Consider the following 17,984-nt stretch of genomic DNA (forward strand, 5'->3'; position numbering starts at 1 on the left):
AGCCGAAAGGGGTGTGCGCATGAAGATCGCCATCGTCGGGCCGGCATCGCCGGCCCGACCCTCGCGTACTGGCTTTGCCGTTACGGCCACGAACCGACCCTGATCGAAAAGGCGCCGCGACTGCGCACCGGTGGCTATGTCGTTGATTTTTGGGGTGGCGGGTACGCCGTCGCCGAACGGATGGGACTGGCCCCCGAATTGCACGCCGCGGGATACGCGGTCCAGGAGCTGCGACTGGTGGACCGCGATTCGCGGAAGGTGGGGGGTTTTTCGGCGGAGTCGTTCCGGCGCAACCTCGATGGCCGCTTCACCAGCGCGGCTTGGTATTCGGGCCCGAATCCAGATTTGAGACCGACCTCGGCTACCGCGTGGCCGCCTTCGAAGCCCAGGGCTATCGGCCGCGCGACGAAACTCGTCTACCTCGCCTACACCACGCCCGGGCGCATGGTCGCGCGGTTCGCGATGCGTGACGACAAGACCTTATTCCTTTTCGTTTTCACCGCCGACCAGACGCGCGGCCCCGACCCGCAGGACTCCCCGGAGGTCAAAACCACGCTGTCACAGGTCTTCGGCAACGCCGGCTGGGAATGCCCCGAGATCCTCCGCGAGCTCGACGGCTCCTCGGAGGTGTACTTCGATCGCGTGAGCCAAATCGTCATGGACCACTGGTCGCAGGGGCGGGCAGGGCTCATCGGCGACGCCGCGGCCGCGGTCTCGCTGTTGGCGGGGGAGGGGACGGGTCTGGCGATGGTGCAGGCCTACGTGCTGGCCGGCGAACTGAGCCGCGCGGGCGCCGATCACCCCGAGGCGTTTCGCCGCTATGAACGCCGGCTGCGTCCGATCGTCGAGGCCAGGCAGCGCTCGGCGCGCGCGTTCGCCTCGATGTTCGCGCCGAAAACGTCGCTCGGACTGTGGACCCGCAACGCGGCATCCCGACTGCTGGACATCCCGCGGGTGGCCGATTGGGTCATCGGTCGTGAATTCCGCGACGATATCGCTCTGCCCGAATACGTCGCTCAGCGCTAGCTCGTGGATGCCGAGCGGGACTCCACCAGGACGTCGGCGACACCCGGAACCGGCCACCGACGCGCCGGTCTGCGTCATTGCGCCCGCCGCAGCGCCGCTTCCGTCGCCTCGCGGATCGGGCCGCGCCACACGTCGCCGTGACCGGGCAGCAGCACCTCGGTGTTCAGCAGCGCCAGCGCGCCCAGGCTGCGCAGGCAGTTCTGCTGGTCGTGGCTGAACACCGCCGGCAGCAGTTGCGGCCCGCCGCGACGCAGCAGCGGGTGGCCGGTGATCAGCGCGTCGCCGCTGGCCAGCACGCCGTCGACGACATACGAGCAGTGCCCGCCGGTGTGCCCGGGTGTGGCGATCGCCGTCGGGTTGCCGGGCAGGCCCGCGGCCACCTCGGCGGTCAGCGGCCGTGTCGACGGTATGCCGTCGCGGATCAGCCCGCCGTTGCGCACCACGTGCGCGCCCCACACCGCCCACCGCGGCCGCCAAATGCGCAGTGCCACATCCAAAATGGATACCTGCTCCAGGTATTCCCGCTTGGCGTGACCCACCTCGTCGGCGTGGCAGTACACCGGGGTGCCGTGCTCGCGGGCGAACCAGATCGCCGAGCCCAGGTGGTCGATGTGCGCGTGCGTCAGCAGGATGGCGCGCACGTCGCCCGCCCCGTAGCCCAGCTTGGCCAGCGAGGCCAGCACGTCCCCGCGGTCCCCGGGATAACCGGCGTCGATCAGCAGCACGCCGGTGCCGTCGACGACCAGGGTCCAGTTAACGGCGTGGCCCTGGGCGAGGTACACGGTGTCGGTGACCTGAACAAGAGTCGGCGCCGGTCCCATGCCCGCGAGTGTAGGGGCGACCCGACGAGGAGTAGAAATAAGCCGTGGCTGAACTGAAACTCGGATACAAAGCGTCCACTGAACAATTCGCACCGCGCGAGCTCGTCGAACTGGCTGTCGCCGCCGAAGGTCACGGCATGGACAGCGCAACCGTCAGTGACCACTTCCAGCCGTGGCGGCACGAGGGCGGGCACGCCCCGTTCTCGCTGGCCTGGATGACCGCCGTCGGCGAACGCACCAAGCGGATCGTGCTGGGCACCTCGGTGCTCACGCCGACCTTCCGCTACAACCCGGCCGTCATCGCGCAGGCCTTCGCCACCATGGCCTGCCTGTACCCGGACCGGATCTTCCTCGGGGTCGGCACCGGTGAGGCCCTCAACGAGATCGCCACCGGGTACGAGGGCGACTGGCCGGAGTTCAAGGAACGGTTCGCCCGGCTGCGCGAGTCGGTGCGGCTGATGCGCGAGCTGTGGCGCGGCGACCGCGTCGACTTCGACGGCGAGTACTACCGGCTCAAGGGCGCCTCCATCTACGACGTGCCCGAGGGGGGCGTCCCCATCTACATCGCGGCCGGCGGCCCGGCGGTCGCCAAATATGCCGGGCGCGCCGGCGACGGGTTCATCTGCACCTCCGGCAAGGGCGAGGAGCTGTACAAGGACAAGCTGATGCCGGCGGTGGCCGAAGGCGCGGCGGCCGCCGAGCGCAACGTCGACGACGTCGACAAGATGATCGAGATCAAGATCTCCTACGACCCGGACCCCGACCTGGCGCTGGAGAACACCCGGTTCTGGGCGCCGCTGTCGCTGACCGCCGAGCAGAAGCACAGCATCGACGACCCGATCGAGATGGAGAAGGCCGCCGACGCGCTGCCGATCGAGCAGGTGGCCAAGCGCTGGATCGTCGCGTCCGATCCCGACGAGGCCGTCGAAAAGGTCGGTCAGTACGTGGCGTGGGGCCTCAACCACCTGGTGTTCCACGCGCCGGGCCACGACCAGCGCCGGTTCCTGGAGCTCTTCGAAAAGGACCTGGCGCCCAGGCTGCGGCGACTTGCCTGAACCACCCTCAGCGATCTACATTGCCGCTCCCGAGCCGGAGACCGGCAAGTCGACGATCGCGCTGGGGCTGCTGCACCGGCTGACCGCCACGGTCGCCAGGGTCGGCGTGTTCCGCCCGATCACCCGGGCTCCCGACGGCAAGGGCCGCGACTACATCCTGGAATTGCTGCTGGCGCACACCAGCGCGGGGTTGTCCTACGACCAGTGCGTCGGCGTGACCTACCAGCAGCTGCACGCCGACACCGACGCCGCGATCGCCGGCATCGTCGACTCGTATCACGCGATTGCGCAGGCCTGCGACGTGGTGGTGATCGTCGGCAGCGACTACACGGACGTCACCCGGCCCGCCGAGCTCTCGGTCAACGCGCGGATCGCGGCGAACCTCGGCGCGCCGGTGCTGCTGGCCGTGAGCGGCAAAGGCCGGACCGCTACGGAGGTGGCCGGCGTCGTCGAGGTGTGCCTGGCCGAGCTGACCGCCCAGCACGCCCACACCGCGGCGGTGGTGGCCAACCGGTGCGATCCGGCACGGCTGGCGGACGTCGCTCAGGCGTTGCGTGCGTTCGCCCAGCGCAGCTACGTGCTGCCCGAGGAGCCGCTGCTGTCGGCGCCCACGGTGGCCGAACTGGAGACGGCCGTGGGCGGGACGCCGGTCAGCGGTGAGGCGTCGCTGCGGGAACGCGAGGTGATGGCCGTGCTGGTCGCCGGGATGACCGCCGACCATGTGCTGGAACGGCTGAGCGACGGCATGGCGGTGATCACCCCCGGCGACCGCTCCGACGTGGTGCTCGCCGTCGCCAGTGCCCATGCGGCGGAGGGGTTTCCCTCGCTGTCGTGCCTGGTGCTCAACGGCGGGTTCGAGCTGCATCCCTCGATCGCGGCCCTGGTGAGCGGCCTGCGGCTGCGCCTGCCCATCATCGCCACCGCGCTGGGCACCTACGACGCCGCCAGCGCGGCCGCCTCGGCGCGCGGCCGGGTCACCGCGATGTCGCAGCGCAAGATCGACACCGCGCTCGAGCTGATGGACCGCCACGTCGATATCGCGGATCTCCTGACGCAGCTTGCCATTTCGATCCCGACCGTAATCACCCCGCAGATGTTCACCTACCAGCTGCGGCTGCGCGCCCGCGCGGATCGCAAACACATCGTTCTTCCCGAGGGCGACGACGATCGCATCCTCAAGTCGGCGGGCCGCCTGCTGCAGCGCGGTGTCGCCGACCTGACCATCCTGGGCGACGAAGCCCAGATCCGGCTCCGTTCGTCGGAGCTCGGGGTGAACCTGGACGGCGCAACGGTGATCGATCCGCTGAGCAGCGAGCTGCGTGAGAAGTTCGCCGAACAGTACGCCGAGCTTCGAAAGGCGAAGGGAATCACCGTCGAGCACGCCCGCGAGATCATGCGCGATGGAACGTATTTCGGCACCATGCTGGTCCACAACGGGACGGTCGACGGCATGGTCTCGGGCGCGGCCCACACCACGGCGCACACCGTTCGGCCCGCCTTCGAGGTCATCAAGACCGTTCCCGATGTGTCCACCGTCTCCAGCGTCTTCTTCATGTGCCTGCCCGACCGGGTGCTGGTCTACGGCGACTGCGCGATCATCCCGAATCCGACGTCCGAGCAGCTCGCCGACATCGCGATCAGCTCCGCGCGCACCGCCGCGCAGTTCGGCATCGAGCCGCGGGTGGCCATGCTGTCCTACTCCACCGGCGATTCCGGTGCGGGCGCCGATGTCGAAAAGGTCAGGACGGCAACGGATCTGGTGCGACGACGCGATCCGAAGCTACTGGTCGAGGGTCCCATCCAGTACGACGCCGCCATCGAGCCGTCCGTCGCGGCCACCAAGCTGCGCGATTCCGCGGTGGCCGGGCGCGCCACGGTGCTGATCTTCCCCGACCTCAACACCGGCAACAACACCTACAAGGCGGTGCAGCGCAGCGCCGGGGCGATCGCGATCGGACCGGTGCTGCAGGGGTTGCGCAAACCGGTCAACGACCTGTCCCGCGGCGCGACGGTCGAGGACATCGTGAACACCGTTGCCATCACCGCGATCCAGGCGCAGGGCGTCCATGGCCGGTAACCGCCTCGTGCTGGTGATCAACTCCGGCTCGTCGTCCCTGAAATTCCAGCTGGTCGAGCCCTATTCGGGTGAAGCGCGCGCGTCCGGCCACATCGAGCGGATCGGGGAGGACGCCTCGTCGGTACCCGACCACGCCGCGGCGCTGCACCGCGCGTTCGACGAATTGGCGCAGGACGGCATCGACCTGCGGGCCTGTGGGCTCGCCGCGGTCGGGCACCGGGTAGTGCACGGCGGCAACGAGTTCTATCGGCCGACGCTGATGGACGACGCGCGCGTCGCCGCCCTCGAGAAGCTGTCCGAGTTGGCGCCGCTGCACAACCCGCCCGCGCTCAAAGGAATCGAGGTGGCGCGCAAGCTGCTGCCCGACGTGCCCCACGTGGCGGTGTTCGACACGGCGTTCTTCCACGACATGCCGCCCGCGGCGGCGACCTACGCGATCGACCGTCAGCTGGCCGAGCGGTGGCAGATCCGGCGCTATGGATTTCACGGCACGTCGCACCGTTACGTCAGCGAGCAGGCCGCCGCCTTCCTGGACCGGCCAATCGGCGGCCTGAAACAGATTGTGCTGCATCTGGGTAACGGTTCCTCGGCGTCCGCGATCGCCGGCACCCGGCCGATCGACACGTCCATGGGCCTGACGCCGCTGGAGGGCCTGGTCATGGGCACCCGCAGCGGTGACATCGACCCGAGCATCGTCAGCTACCTATGGCACCGGGCGGACATGGGCGTCGACGACGTCGAGGCCATGCTCAACGAACGGTCCGGGGTGCTGGGCCTGTCCGGCGAGCGCGACTTCCGAAGGCTGCGGGAGATGATCGAATCGGGCGATGGCGCAGCGCAATTGGCCTACAGCGTGTTCATTCACCGGCTGCGCAAGTACATCGGCGCCTACCTGGCGGTGCTGGGGCACACCGATGTCATCAGCTTCACCGCCGGGATCGGCGAGAATGATCCGGCCGTGCGCCGTGACGCGGTGGCCGGCCTGGAGGAGCTGGGCATCGTGCTCGACCAGCGCCGCAACCTCAGCGGGAGCCGGGGCCCACGGCAGATATCCGCCGACGGATCGCCCATCGTGGTGCTGGTGATACCGACCAACGAGGAACTGGCCATCGCCCGCGACTGCGTCGGCGCGTTAAGCGGTTAGGAATCCAAGGCTGCTTCGTCCCGGCCCGACCGACGGGGTGGGATCGGCCCCCACCGTTCGCGCCAGCACCTCGTGGTAGACGTCGCGAAAGTCGGTGGTGTACTTCAGGTCTCCGTTGTCGAGATCGGTGAGGCTGGGCTCCTCGCCGTAGAAGCCGCCCTTCACTTGCGCGCCCGCGACGAAGACCGGGCCGGCGGTGCCGTGGTCGGTGCCCTGGGAGGCGTTGGCGTGCACCCGGCGCCCGAACTCCGAGTACGCCATCACGACCACGTTCGCACCGGCCACCTGCTGCAGGAAGGCGGTGACCGCCTGGTCGAACGTCTGCAGCAGGCGTTGCTGCGTATTGCGTTCGCCGGCGTGGGTGTCGAATCCGCCCAGTTGCACCGTGTACACCCGCGTCGGCACCCGGGCCTTCACCGCCTCGGCCACCGCGCTCAGCTGTGTGGACAGCGAATTGGCCTGGTGGACGGGTGGTTTCACCGAATCGAATGTCTTGCTGACGGTCTGCGCGGCGCGATAGGCCTTGCACACCGCCGCCATCGCCGGGGTGTCGTCGGGGTCGTCGGCACCGAGCGCTCCCATGATCGCGTCGAGGCCGTCCCCGGGCGGGACCTGCGCGGGGGAAAGCGCCGCCGCGGTGCGCTTTTCGCCGACGGCCAGCGGCGGCAGGACGGGCCCGATGTTGACCGCGCGCAAGGGATCGTCGCCGGTGGCGTCGAGCCAGCGGCCGATCCAGCCGGTCGAGACCGGCTCGGCCGGCGACGCCGTCTGCCAGATGTCCATGGACCGGAAGTGGCTGTGGTCGGGCTTGGGATAGCCGACGCCGCGGACGATGGCGAGTCGGCGCTGGTTCCACAGCTGGGCCAGACCCTTCATCGCCGGGTTGAGCCCGAGCCGCTCGTCGAGGTGGATAACCTCACCCGGCGGGTAGGCGAGTTCGGGCCGCGCGTCGTGATACGCGTTGTCGCCGTAGGGGATCAGCGTGTTGATACCGTCGTTGCCGCCGTAAAGCGTGGCGATCACCAGCACGCCGGCGCCGTCGGGCAGCGGGCGGTCCCGCGCGGCGCGCATGAGGTCGGGCCAGTCGACCGCCACCGCCGTCGACAGCAGGCCGGCCGCGCCCACGCCCGCGCTGGCGATCAGGAATTTGCGGCGGTTGATCTCGGGCATCGGCGGTCCCTCAGGAGGTCAGGTATTCGGGGGAGTTGACGGCGGCGGCGACCAACTGCGGCGGTCTGCGCACCAGGGGCTGCAGCGCGTCGGCGGTCCGGTCCGACCACGCCCCCACCCCGATCAGGTAGCCGACCGCGTCGATGCGGTCCCCCGGGGTGGCGCTTTCGACGCCCGACAGGTCACCGACCTTTGCCAGCAGGGTCGCGGCGCGAAGCCTGGTCTGCGCGCTCGCGGTGGACAGCCACACCTGGCCGCGCGGCCATCCGCCGACGCTCGGTGGGTAGAACGGTCGCTGCCCCAGCCCGCGCAACGTCGCCTCGGCGAGCTTGCGGTGCGCCGGCGTCGTCGGCGGAACCCGCAGCGCACGCATCACGCCGACCAGCCACTCGACCGGGGTGTTGACCCGGCTGTTTCGGGCGCCTCGGCCCGAGGTGAACTCGTCGTCGGTGAGGATCGCCCGGGTCAGTGCCCGCAGGTCGCGTCGCGGGCCGTACGCGGCGACCAGGCGGCCGAGCGCCTGCGGCGACGGCGGGTCGTCCGAAGCCAATTGTTGCCACAGGCGTCCCGCGACATACTCCGCCGACTTGGGCTGGCTCAGCACGGCGTCGCAAAATCCGGCGGCGTCGAAGTTCTGGGTCCTGCCGAACAGCGTCTTGGCGCCCGCGTCATGGCGTCTCGCGAGCACCGTCGGTTGTCCGTTGGCGCCGATCACCCATCCGGTCAGCGCCCGCGCGCCGGCGCGCACGTCGTCCTCGGTGTAGCCGTTGCCGTGACCGAGCGCGAACAGCTCCATGAATTCGCGGGCGAGGTTCTCGTTGGGGGCGTTGGCCGTATTGGTCTGGCCGTCCAGCCAGCGCAACATCGCGGCGTCGGTCAGCATCGCGTAGGCCAGCGCGCGGAAGTCGCCCAGCGCTCCGGCGCGCAGCTTCCGGTTTTGCGCGGCCATGTACGCCGCCACCCTTACCTTCTGCGCCGAGGTGGCAAAGTGGTTGTGCCACAACAAAGTCAACTTCTCGTGGATCGGCTGGCCGACGCTGACCATGCGGCCCAGCCACCAGTCGGACAGCACGCGCTGTTGCTCGGAGAGCTGACCGTTGTATTGCTTGCGCGCCGCCGGTGTCGCGCCCTTGCCAGGGGCGCGCGGCGCCTCCAGGGAGGGCATCGGGGTGGCGATTGCGCCCGGGTCCGCGTCGGGCTTGGTGCCCAGCATGGCGTCGACGTGGCTCGGCCAGTCCCGGGCCAGGGCCGCGTCGACCTCGGGTCCGGTCACCCCGAACCCGGCCCGACGCAGCCCGCGGGCGGTGCTGATCCACCGCGTCGACTCCCCCGGCATGGGTTTAACTGTGCGACACGAACCTATGTTTTCGCTGTGCGTGTACCCACATCTTTGCGTGTGAACTGGTGGCGGGATTTCGGCGATTTCCCGCCCTGAGCGCACACGCAAAGCCGCCAGTTCACACTCAACCGCCCTGTGGATAGCGGGGGACGCGGATCGTGATCGGCGTGCGACCGTTCCGGCATGGAACCGGGGGAACCGTTCATCGGCAGCGAGGCATTGGCGTCCGGGGCGTTGAGCCGCCATCAACTGCGGACGCGCTATCGTGCTGTCTTCCCGAACGTCTACCTGGCCAGGGAGGTCGATGTCTCGCTCCAGCTGCGCATCTTCGCGGCGTGGCTGTGGTCGGGGCGGACGGCGACGATCATGGGCGCGGCCGCCGCGGCCTTACACGGCTCGAAGTGGATTCCGGACGATGTTCCGGTCGAGCTCAATCACGTCAACACCCGCCCGCCTCGCGGCGTGCTGACGCGGCGCGATGGGCTGCTCGAGGGCGAGACGCAGGTGATGGACCGGCGCACCGTGACCACCCCCGAGCGGACGGCCTTCGACATCGGCCGCCGCGGCGCCATCCGCTCCGCCGTCGTGCGGCTGGACGCGCTCGCGCGGGCAACGGGTTTCAAAGCCGACGACGTGGTGGGCATCGCGAAGCGGCATCCGCACTCGCCGGGCCTGCGGCGACTGGAGGTCGCGCTGGAACTGGTCGACCCCGGATCGCAATCGCCGCGCGAGAGCTACCTGCGGTTGCTGCTCATCGACGCGGGCCTGCCTCGGCCCCAAACACAGATCCCGGTGCTCGCCGAAGATGGCATTCCCTTCGCTTACCTCGATATGGGCTGGGAGGAGCAGCTGGTCGCGGTCGAATACGACGGCGACCAACACCGGACCGACCGACGGCAATACGTCAAAGACATTCGGCGGCAGGAGGCGCTGGAGCGGATGGGCTGGATCGTCGTCCGGGTCGTGGCGGAGGACCGCCCCGCCAACATCGTCCACCGGGTCCGCTCCGCGTTAGAGGAGTCGAGTGTGCGTTGGGGGCTTCGGGTGTGAGCTGGCGGCGGGGTCTGGGCGATTTTCCCGCCCTGAATGCACACTCGCCGGCCAGGATTCACACGCGACGGACGAATCAGAACGTGCTCGTCGGGCGCACCTTGTTCGCCATGTCCACCAGCGTGTAGCGGTGCCGTTGCGTGGGCGCGACGCGGGCCAGGCTGCGCAACGACGCTTCGACACCCAGCCGCAGGCCGTGTTCGGTAAACGGGAAGCCGAGGATGTGGTTGGTGCTGGCCTCGTTGTCCTGCAGCCAGTCCATCGCGCCGCCGAGCACCAGGGCGCGGATCTGCAGCACGCGCGGTTCGGTCGGCGGCAGCGCCTCCACCCGGCGGGCCGCGTCGCGGATCTGCTCCTCGGTGATTTCGGCCGCCGACCGGCCGGACATCAGGGTCACCGCGCTGGTCAGCCGCGCGGTGGTGAAATGCCTTGAGGTGGGCGGCACCTCGTCCAGGGTGCTCACCGCGGCCTCGCGATCGCCTTCGGCCGATAGGGATCGGGCGAGCCCGAAAGCCGCTGAGATCACGCCGTCGTTGGTCTTCCACACGGTCTGGTAGAACTTGTGCTCGTCGGTGTTGCCGGCGAGCTCGGCCGTGGCCGCCAGCGCCAGCTTGGGCCCGAGCTCGCCGGGGAAGGTGTCCAGCACCTCGGTGAAATGCTTTGTGGCGGAGTCGTAGTCGCCGGTGAGCAGCTCGGCCACGGCCCGATACCACACCAACCGCCACCGCCAGCCGACCCGCTCGGCCAGGTCGTCGAGCTTGCGGGTGGCCTTGGCCACATCCCCGAGGTCCAGCAGCGCGCGGACCTCCATCAGCGGCAGCTCGATCGACTCGCCCACCTCGATGCCGTCGGCGTCCAGCGAGCCGTGGCGGGCCGCGCGCAACGAGTCCAGCGTCTGCACCGGCTGGGACAGCACCGTGGCCTGCAGCACGGGCGCGGCGACGTCGGCCGGGTCGACCAGCGGCACCGGCAGCGCGGTCACGATCTCCCGGGCGGTCAGCTTCTCCGAGTGCACCTGCCCGTCCAGGTACACGTCGGTGTGCGCGACGAGCAGGTCCACGCCGAACGTCGAGCGGCTCGGCGAAAAGACCGTGGACAGGCCGGGTCTCGGTATCCCGGTGTCCTGGGCGACCACCTCGCGCAGCACGCCCATCAACTGGGCGGACATCTCGTCGGCCGTGGAGAACCGGCGCCGCGGGTCCGGGTCGGTGGCGCGCCGCAACAGCCGGCCGAACGAGTCGTAGTTCTTCAGCACCGGATCGTCGTCCGGCAGGCCGTCCACATAGCGGCCGTTGCGGGTGCGCAGGTTCAGCGTCAGCGCCGCCAGCGTGCGCCCCACCGTGTAGATGTCGGTGGCGATCGTCGGGCCGGTCCGCACGATCTCCGGCGCCTGGAAACCCGGTGTGCCGTAAAGGTATCCGAACGAATTGATCCGCGACACCGCGCCCAGGTCGATGAGCTTGAGTTGCTCCTCGGTGAGCATGATGTTCTCCGGCTTCAGGTCGTTGTAGACCAGGCCGATGGAGTGCAGGTAGGTCAGCGCGGGCAGGATCTCCAGCAGGTAGGCGATCGCCTCGGCGACGGGCAGTTTCTCGGATTTGCCGTCCTTGAGGGCCCGCTTGAGCGACTGCCCGCCGATGTACTCCATGACGATGTAGCCGACCGGGGCCCCGTGGGCGTCCGTGTGCTCGACGAAGTTGAAGATCTGCACGATCTGCGGGTGAACCACCTCGGCGAGGAACTGCCGCTCGGCCATGGCGATGGCCTGCGCCTCGGCGTCACCGGAATGCACCAAGCCCTTGAGCACCACCGGGCGGTCGTTGACGTTGTGGTCGAGTGCCAGGTAGACCCAACCCAGCCCGCCGTGCGCGATGCAGCCCTTGACCTCGTACTGCCCGGCGACGATGTCTCCCGGATTCAGTTGCGGCAGGAAGGAATACGGGCTGCCGCAGGACGGGCACCAGCCCTCCGACTCGCCCTTACCCTCGGCGCCCGACCGGCCGACCGGCTTCCCGCAGTTCCAGCAGAAGCGCTTGGACTCCGGCACCACCGGGTTGGTCATCAGGGCCTCGAGCGGATCGATGTCCCGCACCCGCGGGATCTCGACCAGGCCACCGCCGAGCTGCCGCGTCGGCGGGAGCACCCGCGTGGCCACCGTCATCCGTTCCGGCGCGTCGGTGTCGATCCCGGGGATGAGGAAGTCGTCGTCATCGTCGTCGAAGTCGGGACGGAACAGAGCCTGGGTGGCCTGCGGCCGCGACTCCGCCTCCGAAATGGCCTGGGAACCGGTCTGCACCTCGGGCGGCTGGTCCTCGGAATCCTCGAAGTGGTTCTCGGCCATCAGTCCACGTACCTCGGCGTTGGCGGAGCGGGCGCGGGACCGAGAACCGTCAACCATTTGCGGTACAACGTGTTCCACGTGCCGTCCCGGCGGATGCGTTCCAGCGTGCCGTTGACGAACCGGACCAGGCCGGTGTTGTTCAGGTTGACGCCGATGCCGTAGGGCTGCGTGGCCATGTTCGGCCCCACGATGTGCAGGTAGGGGTCCTCCTCCACCAGCCCGGCCAGGATCGAGTCGTCGGTGCTGACGGCGTCGATCTCCCGTTGCTGCATGGCAACCAGGCAGTCGGCCCAGTTCACCACCGACACGACGACGGGCGGCGGGTCGATCTGCCGGATCCGGTGCAGCGACGTGGTGCCCCTGGCCACGCAGACGCGCTTGCCCGACAGGTCGGCCACCTTGGCGATCGGCGAGTCCCGCGGCGCCAGGATGCGCTGGTTGGCGTCGAGGTAGACGGTGGAGAAGTTGACCAGCTTGCGCCGATCACAGGTGATGGTCATGGTCTTGACCACGACGTCGACCTCCGAGCGCTGCAGCGCGGTGACGCGCTCCTCGGCCGACAGGATCCGGTACTCGACGTGCGACGGGGCGCCGAAGATGTCGCGCGCGATCTCGCCGGCGATGTCGACGTCGAAGCCGGTGATCTCGCCGGTGATCGGGTCGCGGAAGCTGAACAGGTTGCTGCCGATGTCGAGGCCGACGATCAGCCTGCCGCGGGCGCGGATGTCGGCGACGGCGGCGTCGGCCTCGGCCTTGGTTGCGAACGGCCGCAGGCTGGCGGTCGCGTTGCAGCCCTGGCTGGGGTCGTCGGGCGGCACCGGCGGCTGCGGCGGCAGCTGCTCCATGCCGACCGGCGTGGGCGGCGGCAGCGTCGGCACGGTGGCCACGGTCAGCGTTTCGGTGTGGCCGCAGCCCGCCAGCGTGACGGCCGCGGCGAGTGCCCCCAGACAGGCGCGTAGGCGCGCCATCATCGATACTCCTTCAGCCGGGGCCACAGGCCCAGCGCGACGGCGATCGCGGCGCCGAGGCTGAGCACGACGCCGCCCACCTGGGCGCCCGACAGCCCGCTGCGCGCGTTGAGCACGTCGTTGCGCAGGTGGGTGCGGCTCTGGTCCATCGCCTTGCCCAACTCGTCCTCGAGCTTGTCGAAGGCCGGGGTCGAGTCGTCCTCGCCGCTGCCCAGCGCGACCTGGGTGGCCGCCCGGTAGTTGCCCACCGAGATGTAGGAGTTGATCCGGTCGTTGGCCTGCCGCCAGCGCAGCAGCAGCTGATCGGCGCCCTGCAGGTCGGGCTTGTCGACGGCGTCGCTGCGCGACAGGTACTGCTCGAGCTGGGAGTGCATGGAGTCGATGCGATCGTAGAACGACTGCTTGCGCATCTCTTCGTCGCCGCGGCGGATCAGCGACAGCGTCTCGTCGGCCCGCGCCTGCTGCGCGGTGATGGCGACGTTGGTGACGGTCCGCAGCGACTCCGCGGCGGTGTCCTTGGCGCTACGACTCGCGGTCGTCGAGATGGTGAGCGCGGTCCCGACCCATACCACCATGACGAGGATACCTAGGGCGCCCACGACCAGCCCCGGGTTGATCCGCCGCCTGGTGCGCCGGGCCAGCCAGCGATGGGAGAACGCGCCGAACACCACCGTGCTGGCGACGACGAGGATCACCGGGGCAGGGAAATGCGTGGACGCGGTGGTTTCGCTGTCCACCCGGTCCGACGTCGCCTGGTACAGCTGCGCGGCGTCCGGCAGGATCCTCGACTGCATCAGCCCCGAGGCCTCCGACAGATACGACGACCCGACCGGGTTGCCCTCCCGATTGTTGGTCCGCGCGATTTCGATCAGCCCGGTGTAGACCGCCAATTCGGCGTTGAGCCGGCCCAGCAACTGCACCAGCGGCTCGTCGGTCAGCCCGCTCGACGCCCGGGTCACGGCCACAGAGGCGTCCGTGATGGCCTGCTCGTAGCGCAGCCGGACCGGGCGCGGCTCGGCCTGGGCGATGAACGCGGTGGCCGCCGCCGCGTCGGCCACCGACAGCGTGGTGTAAAGCCGCCCGGCGGCGAACGACAGCGGCTCGGTGTGGTTGAGCACCGTGGACAGCACCTGCTGCCGGTGGTTGATCGTCGTCGAGGTGGCGAAGGCGCTGGATACGCCGAGGGCGGCCAGCACGATCCCGATGGTCAGGATCCGCCCCGGCGTCGTGGAGACGAACCACCAGCGGGGATGGGCCGGTTCGGCCGGAGACCGCGACCCCTTCGGCTCGGTCGACGGGTGCGCCAGCTCAACCGTCACGTCTGCTCAGCCTCATCTTTCGGCCCCAAATTTCGCCGCACCAACCCGAATAAGCGAATTCTAAGAGCATGTTCGCCCGGATGGGGGGAGGCGACCCGATTGACCGAGCCGATTGCCTGCATATCCTGATCTCGTGCACGGCGACGGTGACGGATGGGTGGTATCCGACAACGGCGCTCATTACTGGGGCCGCTACGGCGCGGCCGGCCTGTTGTTGCGCGCCCCGGGCCCCGACGGCACACCCGCGGTGCTGCTGCAGCACCGGGCGGTGTGGAGCCACCAGGGCGGCACCTGGGGTTTGCCCGGCGGCGCCCGGGACAGCCACGAGACCCCGGAGCAAACCGCGGTCCGCGAGGCGCATGAGGAGGCCGGCCTGCTGGCCGACCTGCTCTCCGTCCGGGCCACGGTCGTCACCGCCGAGGTTTCCGGCATCGGCGGCACGCGCTGGAGCTACACGACCGTCGTCGCCGACGCGGCCGAGCTGCTGCAGACCGTGCCCAACCGGGAAAGCGCCGAGATGCGCTGGGTCGCCGAGAGCGAGGTGGCCAACCTGCCGCTGCATCCCGGTTTCGCGGCGAGCTGGCAGCGGCTGCGGACCGCGCCGGCGCTGGTGCCCCTGGAGCACGGCGACCAACGGCGCCGACACCTGCCGCGCACGCTCGAGATCGAGGCCGGCGTGTTCGTGTGGTGCATGCCGGGCAATCCCCTGCAGGCCGACCAGGAGCCGTCGCAGCTGAGCCGGCGGATCAGCTCGCTGCTGCAAGCGCCGACCTGAGCCGTTGCGCGGCCGCCCGCGGATCGGCGGCCGCGGTGATGGCCCGCACCACCACGATTCGTCGCGCGCCGGCGTCGAGCACGTCGGGCAGCCGATCGGTGTCGATGCCGCCGATCGCGAACCACGGCTTGCCGGTGGCGAGTGCGGCGACTGCTCGCACCAATGCCAGGCCCGGCGCGGGGCGACCCGGCTTCGTCGGGGTGGGCCAGCACGGCCCGACGCAGAAATAGTCGGCCGCGGACTCGGCGGCCGCCGCCTGGTCGGGGTCGTGGCTGGACAGCCCGATCACCGTGTCCGGCCCGACGATCTCGCGCGCCACGCTCAGCGGCAGGTCGCGTTGGCCCAGGTGCAGCACGTCGGCGCCGGACGCGCGGGCGATGTCGGCGCGGTCGTTGACCGCGAACAGGGCGCCGTGGCGGCGCGCCGCCTCGGCGAGGATCTCGCACGCGGCCAGCTCGTCGCGCGCCTCGAGCGGCCCGAACTGCCGCTCACCGACCGACCCCTTGTCGCGCAGCTGGACGATGTCGACCCCGCCGGCCAGGGCGGCGTCGGCGAACTCGGCCAGGTCGCCCAGCTCACGGCGGGCGTCGGTACACAGATACAGCCTCGCCGCGGCGAGACGGGCAGCCGGTTGGTGCACAGCGCGACGGTATCGCGCTAGCGTGGACCCCGAAGAGCACGGGAGCCCCGGGTTACCGGCGGGGCTGAGAGTGGGCACAGCCAGAAACAACTAGACCTGCCCTTACCGTCACACCTGATCCGGGTCATGCCGGCGAAGGGAGCAGCAGATGCCACATTCACTCGCCGTGGTAGGCGGCGGGGTCATCGGGCTGTCGGTGGCGCGCCGGGCCGCGCAGGCCGGCTGGTCGGTGCGGGTGCATCGCACCGGCGACGCGGGCGCGTCCTGGGTCGCGGGCGGCATGCTCGCCCCGCACAGCGAGGGCTGGCCGGGCGAGGAGCGGTTGCTGCGGCTGGGCCTGGAATCGCTGCGGCTGTGGCGCGAGGGCGGCTATATGGACGGGCTGCCGCCGGGCGTGGTCACCGCCCGCGAGTCGCTGGTGGTGGCCGTGGACCGGGCCGACGTCGCGGACCTGCGCACCGTCGCCGACTGGTTGTCGGAGCAGGGGCACCCGGTGGTCTGGGAGTCGGCCGCGCGCGACGTGGAACCCCTGCTGGCCCAAGGCATCCGGCATGGTTTCCGGGCGCCCACCGAACTGGCCGTGGACAACCGTGCGGTGCTCGACGCGCTGGGCGCGGCCTGCGAACGCCTGGAGGTGCGGTGGGCCGGGCCGGTGAACGACCTCGCGCGGGTGGAGGCGGACGCGGTGGTGATCGCCAACGGCATCGACGCGCCCACGCTGTGGCCCGGCCTGCCGGTGCGCCCGGTGAAGGGCGAGGTGCTCCGGCTGCGCTGGAGGAAGGGGTGTATGCCGTTGCTGGGCAGGGTGATTCGCGCCCGCGTGCACGGACGCCAGGTGTACCTGGTGCCGCGCCCGGACGGGGTGGTCGTCGGCGCCACCCAATACGAGCACGGACGCGACACGGCGCCGGTGGTGTCGGGGGTGCGTGACCTGCTCGACGACGCTTGCACGGTGCTGCCGGCGCTGGGGGAGTACGAACTGGCCGAGTGCGCCGCCGGGCTGCGGCCGATGACACCCGACAATCTGCCCATCGTGCAACGCCTGGACGCGCGCACCCTGGTCGCCGCCGGCCACGGCCGATCCGGGTTCCTGCTGGCGCCGTGGACCGCCGAACAGATTGTGTCCGAACTGGTCCCGGTCGGAGCCCGCTCATGATCGTCACGGTCAACGAGCAACGGGTCGAGGTCGACGAGCGGACCACCGTCGCCGCATTGCTGGAGTCGCTGGGTTTTCCCGACCGGGGCATCGCGGTGGCGATGGACCTGGCGGTACTGCCGCGTTCGCAGTGGGCCACAACATTATTCGACGGTGCCCGACTCGAGGTGGTGACGGCGGTGCAAGGTGGCTGATGCCAAACTGGCGATCGCCGATCGCAGCTTCGCTTCGCGGCTCATCATGGGGACCGGGGGGGCGACGAACCTGGCGGTGCTCGAGGAGGCGCTGATCGCGTCGGGGACCGAGCTGACGACCGTCGCGATCCGGCGGGTGGATGCCGAGGGCGGGACGGGGCTGCTGGACCTGCTCAACCGGCTGGGCATCACGCCGCTGCCCAACACTGCGGGATGCCGCGGCGCCGCCGACGCGGTGCTCACCGCGCAGCTGGCCCGCGAGGCGCTGAACACCGACTGGGTCAAGCTCGAGGTGATCGCCGACGAACGCACGCTGCTGCCCGACGCGGTCGAGTTGGTCCGGGCGGCAGAGCAATTGGTCGACGACGGGTTCGTCGTCCTGCCGTACACCAACGACGACCCGGCGCTGGCCCGTCGCCTGGAAGACGTCGGCTGCGCGGCAGTGATGCCGCTGGGCGCCCCGATCGGCACCGGCCTGGGCATCACCAACCCGCACAACATCGAGATGATCGTCGCGCGCGCGGGCGTTCCAGTGGTGCTCGACGCCGGCATCGGCACCGCCAGCGACGCCGCGCTGGCGATGGAATTGGGTTGCGACGCCGTGCTTTTGGCCACCGCGGTGACTCGCGCCGCCGACCCGCCGGCCATGGCCGCGGCGATGGCCGCCGCCGTCACCGCCGGATATCTGGCGCGGCGCGCCGGGCGGATCCCGAAGCGGTTTTGGGCCCAGGCGTCCAGCCCCGACCGATGAAGCGCTATGTCGCGCTGGGCAGTTCGATGGCCGCCGGCCCGGGCATCAGGCCCCGGGCGGCGGGCGCACCGCGGTGGTCGGGCCGATCGGCCCGCAACTACCCGCACCTGGTCGCCGAACGGCTGAACCTCGATCTCGTCGACGTCACCTTTTCCGGC

At 70.1% G+C, this 17,984-nt stretch carries 15 protein-coding genes, 2 pseudogenes and 1 riboswitch; of the genes and pseudogenes, 10 read left to right on the forward strand and 7 right to left on the reverse strand.

The features are described 5' to 3' along the window. Positions 1–19: 19 nt before the first annotated feature. Positions 20–1,026 (forward strand): annotated as a pseudogene (locus tag BN4348_RS57990) (FAD-dependent monooxygenase). Between the two features lie 74 nt (positions 1,027–1,100). Here BN4348_RS57990 and BN4348_RS57995 read toward each other — a convergent pair. Further along, positions 1,101–1,847, reverse strand: coding sequence for an MBL fold metallo-hydrolase (locus tag BN4348_RS57995; RefSeq protein ID WP_066917605.1), 747 nt, complete (start codon positions 1,845–1,847; stop codon positions 1,101–1,103). A gap of 44 nt (positions 1,848–1,891) precedes the next feature. On the opposite strand from BN4348_RS57995, the gene fgd reads away from it, so the two are divergent. The 3 genes from fgd to BN4348_RS58010 are packed head-to-tail and all read left to right on the forward strand — an operon-like array spanning position 1,892 to position 6,123. Beyond that, positions 1,892–2,902: a glucose-6-phosphate dehydrogenase (coenzyme-F420) gene (gene fgd / locus BN4348_RS58000; protein WP_066917606.1), complete on the forward strand. Its 1,011-nt coding sequence runs from the start codon at positions 1,892–1,894 to the stop codon at positions 2,900–2,902. Beyond that, the gene (gene pta / locus BN4348_RS58005; protein WP_066917607.1) at positions 2,895–4,979 is read left to right on the forward strand and encodes a phosphate acetyltransferase; all 2,085 of its coding nucleotides are present in this window, start codon (positions 2,895–2,897) and stop codon (positions 4,977–4,979) included. Before fgd ends, pta begins: the two co-directional genes overlap by 8 nt. Then, entirely contained in the window at positions 4,969–6,123 is a 1,155-nt protein-coding gene (locus BN4348_RS58010; protein ID WP_066917608.1) for an acetate kinase, read from the forward strand. Before pta ends, BN4348_RS58010 begins: the two co-directional genes overlap by 11 nt. On the opposite strand, the gene BN4348_RS58015 is transcribed toward BN4348_RS58010, so the two are convergent. Together BN4348_RS58015 and BN4348_RS58020 are read right to left on the reverse strand one after the other, a co-directional pair. Beyond that, complete coding sequence (locus BN4348_RS58015) at positions 6,112–7,293, reverse strand: DUF1501 domain-containing protein (RefSeq protein WP_066917609.1); 1,182 nt, start codon at positions 7,291–7,293, stop codon at positions 6,112–6,114. The genes BN4348_RS58010 and BN4348_RS58015 overlap by 12 nt on opposite strands. Before the next feature lie 10 nt (positions 7,294–7,303). Continuing rightward, the gene (locus tag BN4348_RS58020) at positions 7,304–8,629 is read right to left on the reverse strand and encodes a DUF1800 domain-containing protein (protein ID WP_066917610.1); all 1,326 of its coding nucleotides are present in this window, start codon (positions 8,627–8,629) and stop codon (positions 7,304–7,306) included. 186 nt (positions 8,630–8,815) lie between these two features. On the opposite strand from BN4348_RS58020, the gene BN4348_RS58025 reads away from it, so the two are divergent. Continuing rightward, positions 8,816–9,682, forward strand: a complete 867-nt coding sequence (locus tag BN4348_RS58025; protein ID WP_066917611.1) for a DUF559 domain-containing protein — start codon at positions 8,816–8,818, stop codon at positions 9,680–9,682. A gap of 76 nt (positions 9,683–9,758) precedes the next feature. Here BN4348_RS58025 and BN4348_RS58030 read toward each other — a convergent pair whose 3' ends face one another. Genes BN4348_RS58030 through glnX form a run of 3 tightly spaced genes read right to left on the reverse strand, consistent with a single transcriptional unit; the run spans position 9,759 to position 14,310 of the window. Then, complete coding sequence (locus BN4348_RS58030; protein WP_066917612.1) at positions 9,759–12,023, reverse strand: serine/threonine-protein kinase PknG; 2,265 nt, start codon at positions 12,021–12,023, stop codon at positions 9,759–9,761. After that, complete coding sequence (locus tag BN4348_RS58035; RefSeq protein WP_084454730.1) at positions 12,023–12,994, reverse strand: glutamate ABC transporter substrate-binding protein; 972 nt, start codon at positions 12,992–12,994, stop codon at positions 12,023–12,025. The genes BN4348_RS58030 and BN4348_RS58035 overlap by 1 nt, the downstream gene beginning before the upstream one ends. Then, entirely contained in the window at positions 12,991–14,310 is a 1,320-nt protein-coding gene (glnX, locus tag BN4348_RS58040; RefSeq protein WP_066917614.1) for a protein kinase G-activating protein GlnX, read from the reverse strand. The genes BN4348_RS58035 and glnX overlap by 4 nt, the downstream gene beginning before the upstream one ends. 133 nt (positions 14,311–14,443) lie before the next feature. On the opposite strand from glnX, the gene BN4348_RS58045 reads away from it, so the two are divergent. After that, positions 14,444–15,085, forward strand: a complete 642-nt coding sequence (locus BN4348_RS58045; RefSeq protein WP_066917615.1) for an NUDIX hydrolase — start codon at positions 14,444–14,446, stop codon at positions 15,083–15,085. Here BN4348_RS58045 and thiE read toward each other — a convergent pair. Further along, positions 15,057–15,725, reverse strand: a complete 669-nt coding sequence (gene thiE / locus BN4348_RS58050) for a thiamine phosphate synthase (RefSeq protein ID WP_066917616.1) — start codon at positions 15,723–15,725, stop codon at positions 15,057–15,059. The two genes, BN4348_RS58045 and thiE, sit on opposite strands and share 29 nt — an antisense overlap. A 28-nt stretch (positions 15,726–15,753) precedes the next feature. Further along, a riboswitch (TPP riboswitch) is annotated at positions 15,754–15,883 on the forward strand. Here thiE and thiO point away from each other — a divergent pair. The 4 genes and pseudogenes from thiO to BN4348_RS58070 all read left to right on the forward strand — a co-directional run. Then, on the forward strand, positions 15,874–16,881 hold the full coding sequence (thiO, locus tag BN4348_RS58055) for a glycine oxidase ThiO (protein WP_066917621.1): 1,008 nt from the start codon (positions 15,874–15,876) through the stop codon (positions 16,879–16,881). Its footprint overlaps the riboswitch before it by 10 nt. Next, the gene (thiS, locus tag BN4348_RS58060) at positions 16,878–17,075 is read left to right on the forward strand and encodes a sulfur carrier protein ThiS (RefSeq protein WP_066917617.1); all 198 of its coding nucleotides are present in this window, start codon (positions 16,878–16,880) and stop codon (positions 17,073–17,075) included. The genes thiO and thiS overlap by 4 nt, the downstream gene beginning before the upstream one ends. Further along, on the forward strand, positions 17,068–17,826 hold the full coding sequence (thiG, locus tag BN4348_RS58065; protein WP_066917618.1) for a thiazole synthase: 759 nt from the start codon (positions 17,068–17,070) through the stop codon (positions 17,824–17,826). Before thiS ends, thiG begins: the two co-directional genes overlap by 8 nt. Further along, positions 17,823–17,984: pseudogene (locus BN4348_RS58070) on the forward strand (SGNH/GDSL hydrolase family protein); the annotation flags it as partial. The gene thiG and the pseudogene BN4348_RS58070, both read left to right, overlap by 4 nt.

The organism is Mycobacterium interjectum (assembly GCF_900078675.2).
Classification (GTDB): Bacteria; Actinomycetota; Actinomycetes; order Mycobacteriales; family Mycobacteriaceae; genus Mycobacterium; species Mycobacterium interjectum.